The organism is Roseateles sp. YR242 (genome assembly GCF_900109745.1).
In the GTDB taxonomy this organism is placed as follows: domain Bacteria; phylum Pseudomonadota; class Gammaproteobacteria; order Burkholderiales; family Burkholderiaceae_C; genus Roseateles.
The window spans coordinates 103,780-118,975 of sequence record NZ_FOAV01000001.1 but is presented as its reverse complement, the minus strand read 5'-3'; the positions used below and the strand labels follow the sequence as shown (position 1 = coordinate 118,975).

Genomic DNA, 15,196 nt, shown 5'->3' with positions numbered 1-15,196 from the left:
GACCATTGCCTGGGAGAGTTCCAAGGTCAATCTGATGGGTGGAATTCTTCTCTTTCGAGCCCGACCGGGCAATACACGAAGCTGCCGGTGTTTTGCCTATTTGTGCTGAACGGGAGACGAACAGGCAAGGCGCTCGTGGGGCGACAGCTGCATGGTTGACGCTTCCATGTGTTCCGTTTCTTCGTCAAATATTTGAATTTGACGAAGAAACGGAACATACCTACGGAACTTCTCCCGAACCCTTGGCTGACATCTTGGGTCGATTGCGGATCGTCCAGGAAGCAGCGCTGAACAGAGCCGTGGGATGACGATGGTCGATGCGGTGGCTCGTCGGTGAATTTCACGAAGATTCACACCCCGAAAGGCCTGGCCCACGGCGATGATGGGCGCTGAGCGCCCGCTAGTGGCAAGTGGGCGCCTGCACGTCGTGGGCATGGCGCCTTTGCCGCCCCGCAACTCCGGCATCTCGGCAGACTCATGACCCCCACCGCGGCAGCGAACCTCCTACAGCACAAGGCGACCGTGTTCGGCTTCGGGCCCTTCCGGTACGACGCCGTGCGTCGCGAGCTCTTCGACGCCCATGGCAGCGTGCGCATCGGTAGCCGTGCGCTGCAGTTGCTGGAGGTACTGCTGGAAAGCCCCGGCCGCCTCTACAGCCGCGAAGAGCTCGTATCGCGGGTGTGGATGCGCGCCGTCGTGGAGGAAACCAGCCTGCGGGTACACATGTCCGCGCTCCGGCGCTTGCTGGGAGATGGACAGAATGGGGCCCGCTACATCACGAATGTGCCGGGCCGCGGCTATGCGTTTGTGGGCGAGGTGCAGGTTCCGCCTCCGTCCCCGTCCCCGTCCTCGTCTTCGTCTTCGTCTTCGTCTTCGTCTTCGTCTTCGTCCGCGCTCCCGTCCGCGCCTCTGACATCGCGCTCTCTTCCGCATCAGCCGCACGCCCCCGTCGAAGCTCGGGAGCAGGTGTCAGCTTCGCCTGCGTTGCCTGCACCTGCGGGGGTGCGGGCGCAGCGTCGTCTACCGGCCCGGCTGACGCGCCCCATCGGGCGCGACCCGGACGTGGCTCGCCTCGGTGAACTGTTGTCGCAACAGCGATTGGTGTCCCTCGTGGGCGCAGGCGGCATCGGCAAGACCACGGTGGCGCTGGCCGTGGCGGAGCAGCAAGCGGGCCTGCACGAGCACGGCGCCTTTTTCGTGGATCTCTCCGCACTCTCCGATGCGGCGCAGGTGGTGGCCGCCGTCGGCCAATCCTGTGGTCTGGATGTGGCGCGCGGTGAGCCTTGGGCCATTCTGGAGGCGGGGCTGTGCGGGCAGCAGGCCCTCATCGTGCTGGACAATTGCGAACACGTGATCGATGCGGCCGCGGCCATGGCGGCCCGGCTGCTGCGGGCCTGCCCCAGGCTGCGCATCCTGGCCACCAGCCGTGAAGCGCTGGAGATCGACGCGGAATGGGTGTTCAAGCTGCCGCCGCTGGCGGTGCCCGGGCCAGAGGATGCCCTTGGTCTGGACGCCGTGCTGGCCTATCCCGCCATCCAGCTCTTCGTCGAGCGCGCCCGGGCGGCCTGCGACACCTTCCAGTTGACCGAGGCCAATGTCTCTGCCGTGCGGCAACTCTGCGAGTTCCTGGATGGCATGCCGCTGGTGCTCGAGCTTGCGGCGGCGCGTGTGAACAGCCTGGGCGCGCAAGGGCTGCTGCTGCGCCTGGAGAGCGCGTTCGAGCTGCTCACCCGCGGCCGACGTGTCGCCATGAGCCGGCACCAGACGCTGCATGCGGTGTTGAACTGGAGCTACGAGTTGCTCACCGACTCGGAACGGCAGGTGCTGCAGCGACTGGCCGTGTTCAGTGGCATGTTTGACCTGGAAGGCGCCGTGGCCGTGGCCACCAGCCCGGATCTGCCCGCCGACGGTGTGACCGAAGGCGTGCTGAGCCTGTGCGCGAAGTCGCTGGTGACGACGGTGCCGGCCGGCGATGGTCGGGTGGCGCATCGGCTGCTGCACATCACCCGTCTCTTTGCCAACCGCGCGCTCGCCAGCACGCCGGATGCCTGGGCGGCGCGCCGCCGGCATGCCCTCTACCTGCATGGCCGCATGGTGGAGGCCAACCGCCAGCCCACGGCGCTGCGCCACTACCGCGACAGCCTGGCCAGGTCCACCGTCATCGCCGAGCTCAGGAGCGCCATCCACTGGGCGCTGCTGGAAGAGAACGATCTGGTGCTGGGCATGGAGATCGTGGCCGAATCGGTGGCGTTGTACATCACCACCGGTTTCGTTGACGAGTGCTCGCGCTTCCTGATGGCTGCCATCGACCGGCTCGCGAAGGCCGGCGCGGTCGGTACCCGGCTCGAATACCTGCTGCAGGAGCGTCTGCACAAGATCCATGGCCAGGCCCTGGTGCACAGCGAAACCAAGGCCCGCGTGGCCGCCCGGGTGCGCGAGCTGGCCGCGCAGTTCTGCTCACCGCTGGAACGCATCGAGGCGCTCTACAGCGTTTGCGGCAGCGCCTACGGCGAAGGCCGCTATCTCCAGGCCCTTGCCGTCTGCGACGAGATCCGGGAACTGGCCCAAGGGGAGCATGCCCCGTTGTCCATCACGGTCGGCGACCGGCTCGCGGCGTTGAACCTGCACGCATTGGGCCAGCATGACGCGGCCGAACGGCTGGCCCGCCGGGTCATGCATGTGGACACCAGCACCCAGCCCTGGGGCCTGCAGAGCGCGGTGCCAGCCGCCGTGGCCATGCGCATTCAGCTCGCCCGGATCCACTGGTTGCGCGGAGATTTCCGGCAGGCCTGGGAGACCGTCCACGCTGCCATCGCGACCGACCCATCGGCGCACCTTTACGCCAGGTGCCAGCCCTTGGGCATGGCGGCCATCCCCATGGCGATCTGGCAGGGCGATCTGCCCACGGCCGAGCGTTGGACGCAGGAGTTGCTGGCGCATTCCACACAGGCTGGCATGCTGTATTGGCAAGCGTTCGCCAAGGTCTACGCGTGTGTCATCGAAGGGCGCCCGGTGCCGCCCGGCAGCCCCGAAGCCGAGCTGCTGCACAAGAGCATGCCGCTCATGGATATCCAGGCCACGTTGCAGCTGGAGGCGCCCAACCTCACGACGGTGGCCCGGGTGCGGGACGGCGAGGTCGGCTGGTGCGCGCCGGAGGTGCTGCGGCGGGCCGCGTTGTCGGTGCTCCATTCGCAAGTCGTCAGCGACAACACCCGCGACAGCTGCATGGCCGAGCTGCGCCGCGCGTTCGACCTCAGCGTGGAGCAGGGCGCTCGCTTCTGGTCGTTGCGCATTGCCATCAGCATGTGCGAGGTGGCGTCGGCAGGCAGCGCCATGCACAGCTGGGCGCAATGCCAACTGCTGGCGCTGGTCGGCGCCATCGACGACGGGTCTGCGCAGCCGGATCTTCTCCGGGCCAGGCGTCTGCTTGCGGGTGGCACCCGACTTTGAGTTTGCCTTAGCGCCCGCGATGGCTGCGGTTTGCGCCTTGCGCCCCATCCCGAATCAGGGGCACCTCGGCTCGCGGGAGTGACGCAGAGGTTCCCGTGGTCTTGTTGGAATGAACCAGTGGACGCGCCGCACGACACCAGCGTTGTTCGGCCCCGCCATAGAGCTTGACGCTGACCGACGAAGCCCCATTTTTCTGGGGCGGGAGCGATCTCGCTTACAACCGTATGTTTTCGCAAGAGTGGTTGACGCGCTCTGGAAATCGGAAGAGCATCGCGTCCATTGATTCAATTCACTGACGGAATTGAATCCCTCAGGAACTTGCCCGGGCCATTGCCCGCAAGCGGATCCTGACGTGCTGATGGCTGCGTTCTCCACGCAAGTGTCAGCAGACCCAAGAGCAACGTGCGGTTGATGTGAGGCCAAGGCAATTGGCCTTTTTTAGACATCAATCTGACAACGTTGTCTACAACGAGCTGCCAAGCGGTTTCCATCGGGGTATCAGTAAGGCCAGGAGCACCTGCAAAAGGGCCCAGGCGCGCAGCTGCATGGATGTGTTGCAGCTGTGGGATTCCATAACTCAAACCCGGAGACAAACGGTATGAGCACGTTGATTGATAGGCGTCGACTTCAAATGCGCCTGGCGGCGCCACTGCTGGCGTTCAGCCTGGCCGCATGCGGCGGCGGGGACTCCGCTCGCCAGACAGCTTCTCCGATGAGTGCCGACGGCGGCGCCACGGCCAAGACGCTGGCCGTGGCAGCGGCCACCGCCGCTCCGGCCTACAACTATGCCGAGGCCCTGCAGAAATCCATCCTGTTCTATGAAGCCCAGCAGTCCGGCAAGAAGCCGGAGTGGAACCGCGTCAGCTGGCGCGGCGACTCGCGGCTGAGCGACGGCAGCGATGTGGGCCTGGACCTCACCGGTGGCTGGTACGACGCGGGGGACCACGTCAAGTTCGGTTTCCCGGCGGCCTGGACGGCCACTCAACTGGCCTGGGGCGCGCTCGAATTCGAGGCCGGCCACAAGGATGCCGGGCAGTACGACGCGTTGCTGCGCAATCTACGCTGGATCAACGACTACTTCATCAAGGCCCACCCCAGTGCCAACGTGCTGTATGGCCAGGTGGGCAATGGGAGCGTGGACCACAGTTGGTGGGGCCCGGTGGAGGTCTACCCCAAGGAGGCCCCGGCCTACAAGATCGATGCCACCTGCGGCGGCTCCGATCTGGCCGGTGAGACGGCAGCCGCCATGGCGGCCGCGTCGATGGTGTTCAAGACCAGCGACCCCAGCTACGCAGCGACGCTGCTGACCCATGCCCGGCAGCTCTTCACGCTGGCCGACACCAAGCGCCAGAAGTATGTCGAGTGCATCACCGATGCCCAGGGCTACTACAACTCGTGGTCCGGCTATGTGGATGAGCTGGCGTGGGGCGCCGTCTGGCTCTATCGCGCCACTGGCGAGACGGCCTATCTGGACAAGGCCGAGAGCTTCGTCACGACCGCCTCGGGCGGCTTCGGTTCCGAAGGCCAGACGGGCTTTCTGCCCTACAAATGGACGCAGGACTGGGACAGCAAGCATTACGGGAGCTACCTGCTGCTTGCGCGCCTGACCGGCAAGCAGAAGTACAAGGATGCGATCGAGCGCAACCTGGCCTACTGGACCACCGGCACGCCTGAGGGCGAGCGGGTGACCTACACACCGGGTGGGCTGGCCTGGCTGTCGCAATGGGGTTCACTGCGGTATGCGCTCAATGAGTCGTTCATTGCATTGGTATACGCCAAGGATGTGGCTGACGCCACCAAGCAGCAGCGCTATCGCGACTTTGGGATGCAGCAGCTCAACTATGCCCTGGGCAGCAACCCGCGCAACAGCAGCTACTTGATCGGTTTCGGCGTCAATCCGCCGCAGCATCCGCACCACCGCACGGCGCATGGTTCCTGGGCGGACAGCCAGACCGTGCCGACCAACCATCGCCATGTGCTGTATGGCGCCCTGGTGGGCGGGCCCGGTGCCAACGATGGCTACACGGACTCGATTGCGGACTACGTCTCCAACGAGGTCGCCATCGACTACAACGCTTCCATCGTCGGCGTACTGGCCGCTGCCCAGCAGCTGTTCCCGGGCAGCGTGCCGCTGGCCAACTTCCCGCAGCCAGAGGTGGCGACCGAAGACGAATACTTCGTCGAGGCCGCCATTAACAGCGCGGGCACGACCTACACCGAGGTGAAGGCGCTGGTGAACAACCGCAGTGGCTGGCCGGCCCGTGTGACCGACAAGCTCAGCCTGCGCTATTACGTCGACCTGAGCGAGGTGATTGCTGCTGGTCGCAGCGCGGCGGACATCAAGGTCAGCTCCAACTACAGCGAGGGTGGCGTGGCCAGAGGCCTGGTGCGTTGTGGTGCGAGCAACCTCTACTACGCCGCGGGCGATTTCAGTGGCACCAAGGTCTATCCCGGCGGCCAGTCGGCCTACAAGAAGGAGATCCAGATTCGCGTGGCCGCACCGGACAGCACCAGCTTCTGGAACCCGGCGAATGATCCTTCCTACGCGGGCCTGGGAGCCTCCGGCACCACGCCGGTCAAGGTGACCGGCATCACGCTCTACGACGAGACCCGCAAAATCTGGGGCAATGAACCTGCCGCCTGCGGCGGCGTCGTGGTGCCTTTGCCGGCCACACCGGCAGGGCTCACCGCCACGGCAGGGGTGGGCAGCATCAGCCTGAGCTGGTCGGCGTCCACCAACGCCACCGGCTACACGCTCAAGCGTTCCACCACGGGCACGGCCGGCAGCTTTGCGCTGCTGGCGTCTCCCACCGGCACCAGCTATGTGGACAGTGGTCTGGCCGGCAGCACGCGTTACTACTACACCGTCAGTGCGCGCAATGATTCCGGCGAGAGCGCTGCCAGCGATCCGGTCTGGACCAGCACTCCGGCGGGGCCTCCAGCCGCGCCAGCCCCCACCGCGACTGCCGGCGATGGAAAGGTGACGCTCAACTGGCCGGCCGTCACTGGTGCGGCGAGCTATGAAGTCACGCGTGCCACCAGTGCGACGGGCAGCTATGCGGCACTGGCCAGCGGCCTCACGGCCTTGACCCTGACCGACAGCGGCCTCACCAATGGCACCACCTACTTCTACAAGGTGGGTGCCCGCAATACCGCGGGGGTGACGCTGTCCGACCCGGTCTCGGCCACGCCCGGGGGCGGTGGTGGCAGCAGCAACTGCACGCTGACGCTGGACACCACCAACGACTGGGGCAGTGGCCAGGTCTTGCGCCTGATGCTCAGCAATCCGGGCACCACGCCCATCGCCAATTGGGGCGTGGCCTTCACCGAGAGCAACAGCTTCACGGTGAGCAACAGCTGGAGCGGCACCTTCCTCGTGACTGGCAACCAGGTGAGTTTCACGCCACCGAGCTGGAGCCTCACCGTGCCCGCCGGGGGCAGTGCGGATGCCGGCATGCAGCTGAGCTACAGCGGGACCAAACCAACGCCTGGCGCCGTCGTGATGACGGGCGCGAGTTGCAAGGTCGTCATCAACTAATCCGTTTTGTTTCACCCCCTTGAAGCCCGCCGCTGGTGCGGGCCGGGGGGAACTCACGCCCGAATTTTCGGGGCAACAGGAGAAGAGCATGTTCCGTTTTCCTCGCAAGGCCGCCAAGGCCACCATCCTTGTCGCTGCCCTGGCCGGTGCCTTCAGTGCACAGGCTCAGACCGACTACAACCAACGCTTCCTGACCCAATACAACAAGATCAAGAATCCGGCCAATGGCTACTTCAGCCCGGAGGGGGTGCCTTACCACTCCGTGGAGACACTGATCGTGGAGGCGCCGGACCATGGCCACGAGACCACCTCCGAGGCCTACAGCTTCTGGATCTGGATGGAGGCGCAGTACGGCCGCGTCACTGGTGACTGGGGGCCGCTGAATGCCGCGTGGGCCAACATGGAGAAGTACATCATCCCCGGCACCCGCGACCAGCCCACCAACAGCTTCTACAACGCCAGCAAGCCGGCCTCTTATGCCGGCGAATATCCGCTTCCAAAGAACTACCCCTCACCGCTGGAATTCAACACGCCGGTGGGCCAGGACCCCATCGGCAATGAGCTGGCCTCGACCTACGGCAACCGCGACATCTACGGCATGCACTGGTTGATAGACGTGGACAACTGGTATGGCTATGGCTTCTGCGGAGACGGCACCACCAAGCCGTCCTACATCAACACCTTCCAGCGCGGCGCCCAGGAATCGGTGTGGGAAACGGTGCCGCACCCCTCGTGCGAAACCTTCAAGTGGGGGCGTACCGGCGGCACCCAGGGTTTCCTGAGTCTCTTCACCGGCGACTCCAGCTACGCCAAGCAATGGCGCTATACCAATGCGCCGGATGCTGACGGCCGCGCCATCCAGGCCATCTATTGGGCCAACGTCTGGGCGACGGAGCAGGGCAAGGGCGCGGCGGTGGCCGATCTGGTGAAGAAGGCCGCCAAGATGGGGGACTTCCTGCGCTACGCGATGTTCGACAAGTACTTCAAGCGCATCGGCAATTGCGTGGGGCCGACGACCTGCCCGGGGGGCAGCGGCGCGGCCGACAGCAATGGCCTGCGCGACAACCAGCACTACCTGATGTCCTGGTATTACGCCTGGGGCGGCGCCACGGACGCGTCGGCCGGCTGGGCCTGGCGCATCAGCTCCTCGCACAACCACTTCGGGTACCAAAACCCGATGGTGGCCTGGACACTGTCCACGCAGCCCGCGTTCAAGCCGTTGTCACCTTCGGCCGCAGGCGATTGGGGGAAGAGCTTCAACCGGCAGATGGAGTTCTACCGTTGGCTGCAATCGGCCGACGGTGCCATTGCCGGTGGCGCCACCAACAGCTGGAACGGCAACCATGAGCAACCCCCGGCCGGGACGCCCACTTTCTACGGCATGTTCTATGACGAGGCCCCCGTCTATCACGACCCGGCCTCCAACACCTGGTTCGGCTTCCAGGTGTGGTCGATGCAGCGCGTGGCCGAGCTTTACTACCTGAGCAACGATGCGCAGGCCAAGGCCGTGCTGGACAAATGGGCCGCCTGGGCCATTGCCAACACCCGGCTTCTGGCCGACGGCACTTACGAAATCCCTTCCTCGCTGCAATGGTCGGGCAAGCCTGACACCTGGAACCCCGCCAGCCCTGGCGCCAATGCCAACCTGCGCGTGACGGTGACCGAATTCACCAACGACGTGGGCACGGCTGCGGCTTATGCCCGCACGCTGAGTTACTACGCCGCGAAGTCCGGCAATGTGGCGGCCAGGACCACAGCCCGCGAGCTGCTGGATCGGATGTGGGCCAAGTATCAGGACACCAAGGGCGTGGCCGTGGGTGAAAAGCGCAAGGACTATCTGCGCTTTGATGACCCCTACAACGCCAGCACAGGCGACGGTGTCTACGTTCCGGCCGGCTGGACCGGCACCAATGCGCAGGGTGCCGTGATCGATTCCAACGCGACCTTCCTGAGCATCCGGCCCAAATATCAGCAGGATCCGGATTTCGCCAAGCTCAGTGCCTACCTCGCGGGCGGGGCGGAACCAACCTGGGTCTATCACCGCTTCTGGGCGCAGGCGGATATTGCCCTGGCCCAGGCGGACTATGGCCGGCTCTTCCCGGCCACCGGGCCGGCGATTGTCGTGTCCACCAGTGTGCTGACCGTGCCGGAGGGGAGCAGTGCGAGCTTCAATGTCTCGCTCTCGGAGAAGCCGACCAGCAGCGTGACGGTGGCCGTGGGGAAGGCGTCTGGTGGTGATCCGGATCTGACCACCGCCACCCCCACGCTGGTGTTCACGCCGGAGAACTACGCCACGCCGCAAGTCGTGGCCGTTACGGCGGCACGGGATGCCGACGCCATCAACGGCAGCGCCACCTTCACCCTCAGCGCCACCGGGCTGAACGGCGCCAGCGTGCTGGCGACCGAGCAAGATGCCGACATCATCGTGCCGGTGGAGCTGGTCGTTTCTTCATCGGCCGTGTCGGTGCCGGAGACGGGCACGCAGAGCTTTACCGTGAAGCTGGCGGCGGCCCCTACGGGCAATGTGGCCGTGACGGTGGCGCGCACCGGCGGTGACACCGACATTTCGGTGTCCGCAGGCGCCAGCCTGTTGTTCACCACGGCCACCTGGAACACGCCACAGACGGTAACCCTCGCGGCCGCCAAGGACGCGGATGCCATCAATGGCGCGGCGACCATCAGCATCAGCGCAGCCAATGCGGGCACGCGGACCGTAACGGCCACCGAGATCGACAATGACGTGAAGAACTGCGCCGTGGTGTTTGACACCACCAACGACTGGGGCAGTGGCCAGGTACCCAGCATCAAGCTGAGCAACCTGGGGACGACGCCTTTGTCCAACTGGAGCCTCAGCTTCACGGAGAGCAATGCCTTCACGCTGACCAACGCCTGGAGCGGCACCTTCTCGGTCAACGGCCGCACGATCACCATCACGCCGGTGGCGTGGAACGGCACGATCGCCCCCAATAGCTCGGTGGAGCTGGGGATGCAGCTGAGCTACTCGGGTGTCAAGCCGGTGCCGACGGGCCTGACCTGGGCCGGCCAGAGCTGCGACATCACGGTGAAGTAAGCAGGTCCTGGGCGGCGCAGTGGCGTCGCCCAGTTTCTCTTTCGAGGCGCATTCCATGACCAAGACTCTCATCATCCTGGCGCTGGTGTTCTCGGTGGGCGTGGCTGGCTGGGGCAGCTGGGCGGCGGCGGACCTGCGACAGCAGGACCAGGCGGTGCTCGCCGGTTGGGCCGAGTTGCATGCCGCCGAGCAGACGCAGTTTGCGGAGGTGCCGGCGGTGCTCGCACTGGCCGACCGCGAACCGGCCCTGGACGCCAACCTGCGGGCGGGTGCCCATTCGCGCTGCAGCCCGCTGGCGCAATTCGAAGGCGCCGAGGCACTCATTGACGATGCACAAGGTTTCGACCGCTACAAGCAGGTTCGGGCTGAATGCACCGGCACGCTGTTCAGGCTGCTGGCCGCGCTGCGGGGCGACGCGCAGTTGAGCTCGGACGGACATGTCCAGGCATTGGGCCTGTCGCTGACGCACGGCCAGGCCACGGTGGATGTGGCACGAGCGCGTTACCGGCAGGCGCTGGTGGTCTACAACCAGCGGGTGCACCAGATGCCTCACCGACTTGCCGCAGCGGTGCTGGGCTATCGGGAGCGGCCAGACTTTGTCCGTTACGCCGACGCGGCCTTGTAATCCCTCTGCGCGGGGGGGCGGCTGTGCCCCCGCTGCGCATTTTTCGACGTCAGCCCTCCACGTCAGGCCTTCACTTCAACCACCGCTTCAAAGCCGCCGAAGATCATGCGTTTGCCATCGAACGGCATGGGCGGGTTGCCCGGTTTGGATGGATCCATGCGCGGGTCTTCCATCATTTTCTTCATGCCGGCGTCGCGCGTGGCCTTGTCCGGCCATTCGACCCAGGAAAACGCTACCGTCTCCTCGGCCGTGGCCTGGACGGCGCGGCGGAAATCGGTGACTTTGCCGTCGGGGACGTCCTGGCCCCAACTTTCGATCACACGGATGGCGCCCAGCTCGATGAAGATCGGGTCGAGGTGGCGCGCGTGCTCGATGAACTTCTGCTTGTTGGCGGTGGGAACCGCGATCACGAAACCGTCGATGTATGACATGTCGCTACTCCTGCTGAGTTGACCGGTCGGCGCGCTTGCCTCGGGAGGCCATGGGACCTGTGTGCGCACCGGCGCAGCGCCATCAGCGTAGCCGCCTTGGCCCCGCAGGTCACGCGGGGTGATTTGATTACCGGGCCTTTCATCAAGGCCGCCCCTGCTGGGCGGGGCATGCGGCGGGAAGGCGCCAGGAAACGAGGGCATCGCGGGGGAGGGGGCAGCGACCACCTTGGCACCGTGGTTTCGCCGCATTTTGTGCTCAAGTTCGCGTGGGCATCGCCGATAGTGCTGATATGAGCATCACCAACTCCCCCAGCGTCAGCGCAGCGGTCAGCGGTGCATCCAACAGCATGCCTGGCACGGTCAGCAATGCAGCCAGCTTGCTGATGCTGCGCAAGGCCCTGGATGTCCAGGAGTCTGGCGCCGTTGCGCTGCTCGATGCCTTGCCGCAGGCGCCCGCGCTGGCGACCGAGGGCACGCTCGGGCGAAACCTCAACACCTACGCCTGAGCCGCTACGCCGTAGCCGCTACGCCTGAGCATCTACGCTCGAGCATCTGCGCCCGAGCATCTGCGCCCGAGCTGTTCCCGGCGACCAGACCGTCGCGCTGTCGGGAAGTTCTCTCTGCGGTTCCTTGATATCGGTGGCGATTACCGAGGGAATCGATCAACGTCACGCCTGTCTGCCCGGGCCCCAAAGACCTTGAATCTGCATGACGCCAAGCGAATGGCGTCTTTACACGAGCCATTCGGGCGCCACGGCCCTGATCTTGCGTGTATCAGACCGTCGGATGTTCCGTCGTCACCAAGGCTCCCCATGACCAGCAGTACCCCGAGCGGCACCTCGCCTGTCGCATCTTCATCCCGCCCGGAGAACGAAGACGACGACCCGGTTGGCGACAACACCCCGGTTTCGGGCGACGACAGCATGGACGAGCCCGGCAACAACCCACCGTCCAACTCTGGGGCCGTACGTACAGGCAATGACGGTGACCCTTCGACGCCACCAGCAGTGACCAAGGGCGACGCCGAAGTTCCACCCCAGATCGACATCGATGGCGAAGAGCCAGAAGCCCCGGAGGGCAGCGATGTGCCTGTCGCCAGCGATGAAGCTGGCAACGATCCCCAACCCGGAAACGCGACGCCGACAACGCCCAAGGCCAACGCGCCTGGCCCGGCAAACAACCTACCCAAAACGGCGCGCGGCTAAGCCTGCGCGCGTCCCCGCAGCCTTCTGCCCGCATCACAGCCAGGTAAGCCCAATGGGCCACCCAGCCACAGGAAACACCATGTCCGCGACCCAAACCAAGACCAAAGCCAAGCCCAATACCACCACCAAGGCCCCAGCCAAGCGCGAGGCCAAAGGCAGCGAACCGCTGGATGCGATCGCGCTGCTGACGGGGGATCATCAGGAAGTGCAAACGCTCTTCAAGGCCTATCAAAAGCTGGTTGATGATGACGGCGAAGAGGACCTCCGCGAGCAGCTGGCCCAGGAAATCTGCAGCAAGCTGACGGTCCACGCCACCATCGAAGAAGAACTTTTCTACCCGGCTGCCCGTGAGTCCCTGGGCGATGAAGATGGTGACGACCTGCTTGATGAAGCCGAAGTCGAACATGCCAGCGCCAAGGACCTGATCGCGCAGATCTCCGAAGGCTCGGCCTCCGATGAACTCTACGACGCGAAGGTCAAGGTGCTGGGTGAATACATCGCGCATCACGTCAAGGAAGAAGAAAAAGAGCTGTTCCCCAAGGTCAAGAAGTCAGCGTTGGATCTTGATGCCCTTGGTGAGGAATTGAGCGCTCGCAAGTCCGAGCTGATGCTTGAACTGGAAGAGGCTGAGACATCTTGAGAGTCAGCGGGCCTTCGAGGCGAAGGTCGATCTCTTAAAGGCCTGAAGTCCCGTCTGCCTCGGCAGCTGCCCGAGCCAGAGACATCCGTCCGCTGTTGGTCAAACCGATCGGCAGCGGGCTCCCTGCCGCTTGATATTCAACCTTTGGAGGTCGTCATGAACCTCATGTTTTTTGCGCCGCTCGTGAAACGTCCCCGCCATTACCCGGCACTTTGGTCCGGTGGCCGGGCCGCGTGGGCGCCGCTTGGCTTCGCTTTGCTCTGCATGGTCTTGATGACGGCGTGCGCCAGCCCGCCGCGTCCGGACACACCCATCGCGGTGGCCGAGGCGGCCGTCAAGGCTGCTGACACCCCGGAGACCCAGCAATATGCCGGCCGGCAACTGCAGATGGCCATTGGCAAGCTGGAGGCTGCGCGTACAGCCCGGACGGCGAAGGACTATGCCGCCGCCACTCGCCTGGCGGATGAGGCGCAACTGGATGCCCAGACGGCGACCACAGCGGCGGCTGCAGCCAAGTCTCGCCAAAGCGCTGAAGAAGCCCAGGCCGCGTCTCGTGCGCTGGCCGAGGAACTGGCCCGGCAGAAGCGATGACCATGACCTGTCAACCCCTTCCACTGCCGCGTCGGCCTGGTCTCAGCGCAATCGGTTGGATCCGAGCTGGCCGGGCCGCGCTGCTGTCACCTACAACAAAGAGATCGCACCATGCCCTACCTCCATCACACCAAATTCTTGATACTGGCCACCACCACGGCCATGCTGACCGCCTGCGGGGCCCTCCCGGAGCGCAACACTTGGCTGGTGCAAGCCCACTCGCGTTATGACGCGGCCCGGGCGGATCCCCAAGTGAGCTCGCTGGCGGGGAATGAACTGAACGCAGCCCAGGCCGCAATCGCGCGAGCGGACCAGGCCGCACAGGACCGCCGCGGTGAAGCGGAGATCAATCACCTGGCTTACCTCGCAACGCAACGCACCACGCTGGCTGTGGACGCAGCATCGGGTCGCGCTGCAGATGCACGCGTGAGCGCCGCAGCCGCCCAGCGTGACCAGACGCGCCTGGCGATGCGCACCTCGGAAGCCGACGAGGCCCAACGCAAGCTCGACATGGCCCGCCAAGCCAATGAACGGCAAGGTACGGCGCTGGCGGCAGCGGACGCGCAGTCCGCCCGCGACAGCGCCGCCTTGCAAGCCCGTGACGCCCGTGTGCGTGCGCTGGAGAACGAGAAGGCGACCCTCGCTGCAGCTCCCCCCGTCAAGCCCACGGTGGTCACCCTGGGTGACACGCTGTTTGCCACCGGGAAGGCGAGGCTGGGCGACGGCGGTACGCAGCAGATCGACAAGCTTGCCGCGCTGCTGAAGCGCAACCTCTCCAGCCAGGCGGTGGTGGAGGGGCATACGGATGATGTCGGCGACCCTTCTGCCAATCAGCGCCTCTCGCAAGAACGCGCGAATGCGGTGGTTGCGGTGCTGGTCGCCCAGGGAATTTCCCGTGACAGGCTCAGTGCCCATGGGTACGGCTCGACACGCCCGACGGCAAGCAATGCCACGGCAGCCGGTCGCCAAATGAATCGGCGGGTGGAGGTGACTTTCGAATCCTCTGAGCAGCCCGCCCGACCCGATCAGGCCGGGATGGCGCGCTAGGGAACCTCTGAATCACTCCCGCGAGCCGAGGTGGCCCTGATTCAGTCCTGCCTCATCCCTTCAGTTCCCTCAATTCCCCCAGGAGCACATCATGTCCAAACGTCAACACGGCAACAAGGAAGCGAAGAAGCCCAAGCAGGCCAAGCCTCCCGAACCCACCCCGGCGATGCCGGGGCCTGCAACGCCCCCGGTCACATCTTCCCGCGTTGGCCGTCGATAGTCCTCACCGGCACACCCCGCGCCGAGTCGGCGTCACCTCGGCCGTGGCTGACGGTAGGGGATTAATCCAGGAACGTGGGCACACCATGGGCGAGCTGAGCCTGGGTGGCCCTTTGCCCCCCTGAACGATCAGGGCATCCACGTTTTGGGCGGAGCTGTTTGTCGGACCTGGGAAGGGCAACGACGAGCAGTGTCTCGGTGTCGACGAAATTGACAGTGCGCGGCAACGGCGCCACCCTTGCTGCCAGAAAGCTCAATGCCGGCCAGCACTTGCGCGCGATGGCCCGGCCCTTGCTGCTTCCCAGACGGTCCGCCACGTAGAGGGCGGCCTCGGACCAGGGAGCCGTTGAGCCCCGGAGCGTCACGCCGGCACGGCCGCG

11 protein-coding genes are annotated in these 15,196 nt (G+C 65.3%); 10 read left to right on the top strand and 1 reads right to left on the bottom strand.

The window, feature by feature from the left end; translation table 11 throughout:
* Window positions 1-477: 477 nt before the first annotated feature.
* The 4 genes from BMY53_RS00510 (at window position 478) to BMY53_RS00495 (ending at window position 10,683) form a co-directional block, all read left to right on the top strand.
* Window positions 478-3,450, top strand: a complete 2,973-nt coding sequence (locus BMY53_RS00510; protein WP_092942390.1) for an ATP-binding protein — start codon at window positions 478-480, stop codon at window positions 3,448-3,450.
* Window positions 3,451-4,048: 598 nt separating this feature from the next.
* Window positions 4,049-6,988, top strand: a complete 2,940-nt coding sequence (locus BMY53_RS00505) for a glycoside hydrolase family 9 protein (RefSeq protein WP_143073856.1) — start codon at window positions 4,049-4,051, stop codon at window positions 6,986-6,988.
* Between the two features lie 88 nt (window positions 6,989-7,076).
* Window positions 7,077-10,058 (top strand): glycoside hydrolase family 48 protein, encoded by a 2,982-nt coding sequence (locus tag BMY53_RS00500; protein WP_092942384.1) that lies wholly within the window; start codon window positions 7,077-7,079, stop codon window positions 10,056-10,058.
* A gap of 55 nt (window positions 10,059-10,113) precedes the next feature.
* Window positions 10,114-10,683, top strand: a complete 570-nt coding sequence (locus BMY53_RS00495) for a LemA family protein (RefSeq protein ID WP_092942381.1) — start codon at window positions 10,114-10,116, stop codon at window positions 10,681-10,683.
* A 62-nt stretch (window positions 10,684-10,745) separates the two neighbouring features.
* Here BMY53_RS00495 and BMY53_RS00490 read toward each other — a convergent pair whose 3' ends face one another.
* Entirely contained in the window at window positions 10,746-11,114 is a 369-nt protein-coding gene (locus BMY53_RS00490; RefSeq protein ID WP_092942378.1) for a DUF1428 domain-containing protein, read from the bottom strand.
* A 290-nt stretch (window positions 11,115-11,404) separates the two neighbouring features.
* Here BMY53_RS00490 and BMY53_RS00485 point away from each other — a divergent pair, with 290 nt between their 5' ends.
* From BMY53_RS00485 to BMY53_RS26235, 6 genes are all read left to right on the top strand, one after another.
* The gene (locus BMY53_RS00485; RefSeq protein ID WP_092942375.1) at window positions 11,405-11,620 is read left to right on the top strand and encodes a YjfB family protein; all 216 of its coding nucleotides are present in this window, start codon (window positions 11,405-11,407) and stop codon (window positions 11,618-11,620) included.
* A gap of 306 nt (window positions 11,621-11,926) precedes the next feature.
* A complete protein-coding gene (locus BMY53_RS00480; protein ID WP_092942372.1) occupies window positions 11,927-12,319 on the top strand; it encodes a hypothetical protein in 393 nt (130 codons plus the stop codon).
* Window positions 12,320-12,398: 79 nt separating this feature from the next.
* Entirely contained in the window at window positions 12,399-12,959 is a 561-nt protein-coding gene (locus BMY53_RS00475) for a hemerythrin domain-containing protein (protein ID WP_092942369.1), read from the top strand.
* A 156-nt stretch (window positions 12,960-13,115) separates the two neighbouring features.
* Window positions 13,116-13,550, top strand: coding sequence for a DUF4398 domain-containing protein (locus tag BMY53_RS00470; protein WP_092942365.1), 435 nt, complete (start codon window positions 13,116-13,118; stop codon window positions 13,548-13,550).
* 111 nt (window positions 13,551-13,661) lie between these two features.
* A complete protein-coding gene (locus BMY53_RS00465) occupies window positions 13,662-14,597 on the top strand; it encodes an OmpA family protein (protein WP_092942362.1) in 936 nt (311 codons plus the stop codon).
* Between the two features lie 91 nt (window positions 14,598-14,688).
* Entirely contained in the window at window positions 14,689-14,817 is a 129-nt protein-coding gene (locus BMY53_RS26235; RefSeq protein ID WP_255369962.1) for a hypothetical protein, read from the top strand.
* Window positions 14,818-15,196 lie beyond the last annotated feature (379 nt).

Coding starts and splice junctions, on each gene's coding strand:
- BMY53_RS00510 (WP_092942390.1), top strand. CDS start 478: ATGACCCCCACCGCGGCAGCGAACCTCCTACAGCACAAGGCGACCGTG.
- BMY53_RS00505 (WP_143073856.1), top strand. CDS start 4,049: ATGAGCACGTTGATTGATAGGCGTCGACTTCAAATGCGCCTGGCGGCG.
- BMY53_RS00500 (WP_092942384.1), top strand. CDS start 7,077: ATGTTCCGTTTTCCTCGCAAGGCCGCCAAGGCCACCATCCTTGTCGCT.
- BMY53_RS00495 (WP_092942381.1), top strand. CDS start 10,114: ATGACCAAGACTCTCATCATCCTGGCGCTGGTGTTCTCGGTGGGCGTG.
- BMY53_RS00490 (WP_092942378.1), bottom strand. CDS start 11,114: ATGTCATACATCGACGGTTTCGTGATCGCGGTTCCCACCGCCAACAAG.
- BMY53_RS00485 (WP_092942375.1), top strand. CDS start 11,405: ATGAGCATCACCAACTCCCCCAGCGTCAGCGCAGCGGTCAGCGGTGCA.
- BMY53_RS00480 (WP_092942372.1), top strand. CDS start 11,927: ATGACCAGCAGTACCCCGAGCGGCACCTCGCCTGTCGCATCTTCATCC.
- BMY53_RS00475 (WP_092942369.1), top strand. CDS start 12,399: ATGTCCGCGACCCAAACCAAGACCAAAGCCAAGCCCAATACCACCACC.
- BMY53_RS00470 (WP_092942365.1), top strand. CDS start 13,116: ATGAACCTCATGTTTTTTGCGCCGCTCGTGAAACGTCCCCGCCATTAC.
- BMY53_RS00465 (WP_092942362.1), top strand. CDS start 13,662: ATGCCCTACCTCCATCACACCAAATTCTTGATACTGGCCACCACCACG.
- BMY53_RS26235 (WP_255369962.1), top strand. CDS start 14,689: ATGTCCAAACGTCAACACGGCAACAAGGAAGCGAAGAAGCCCAAGCAG.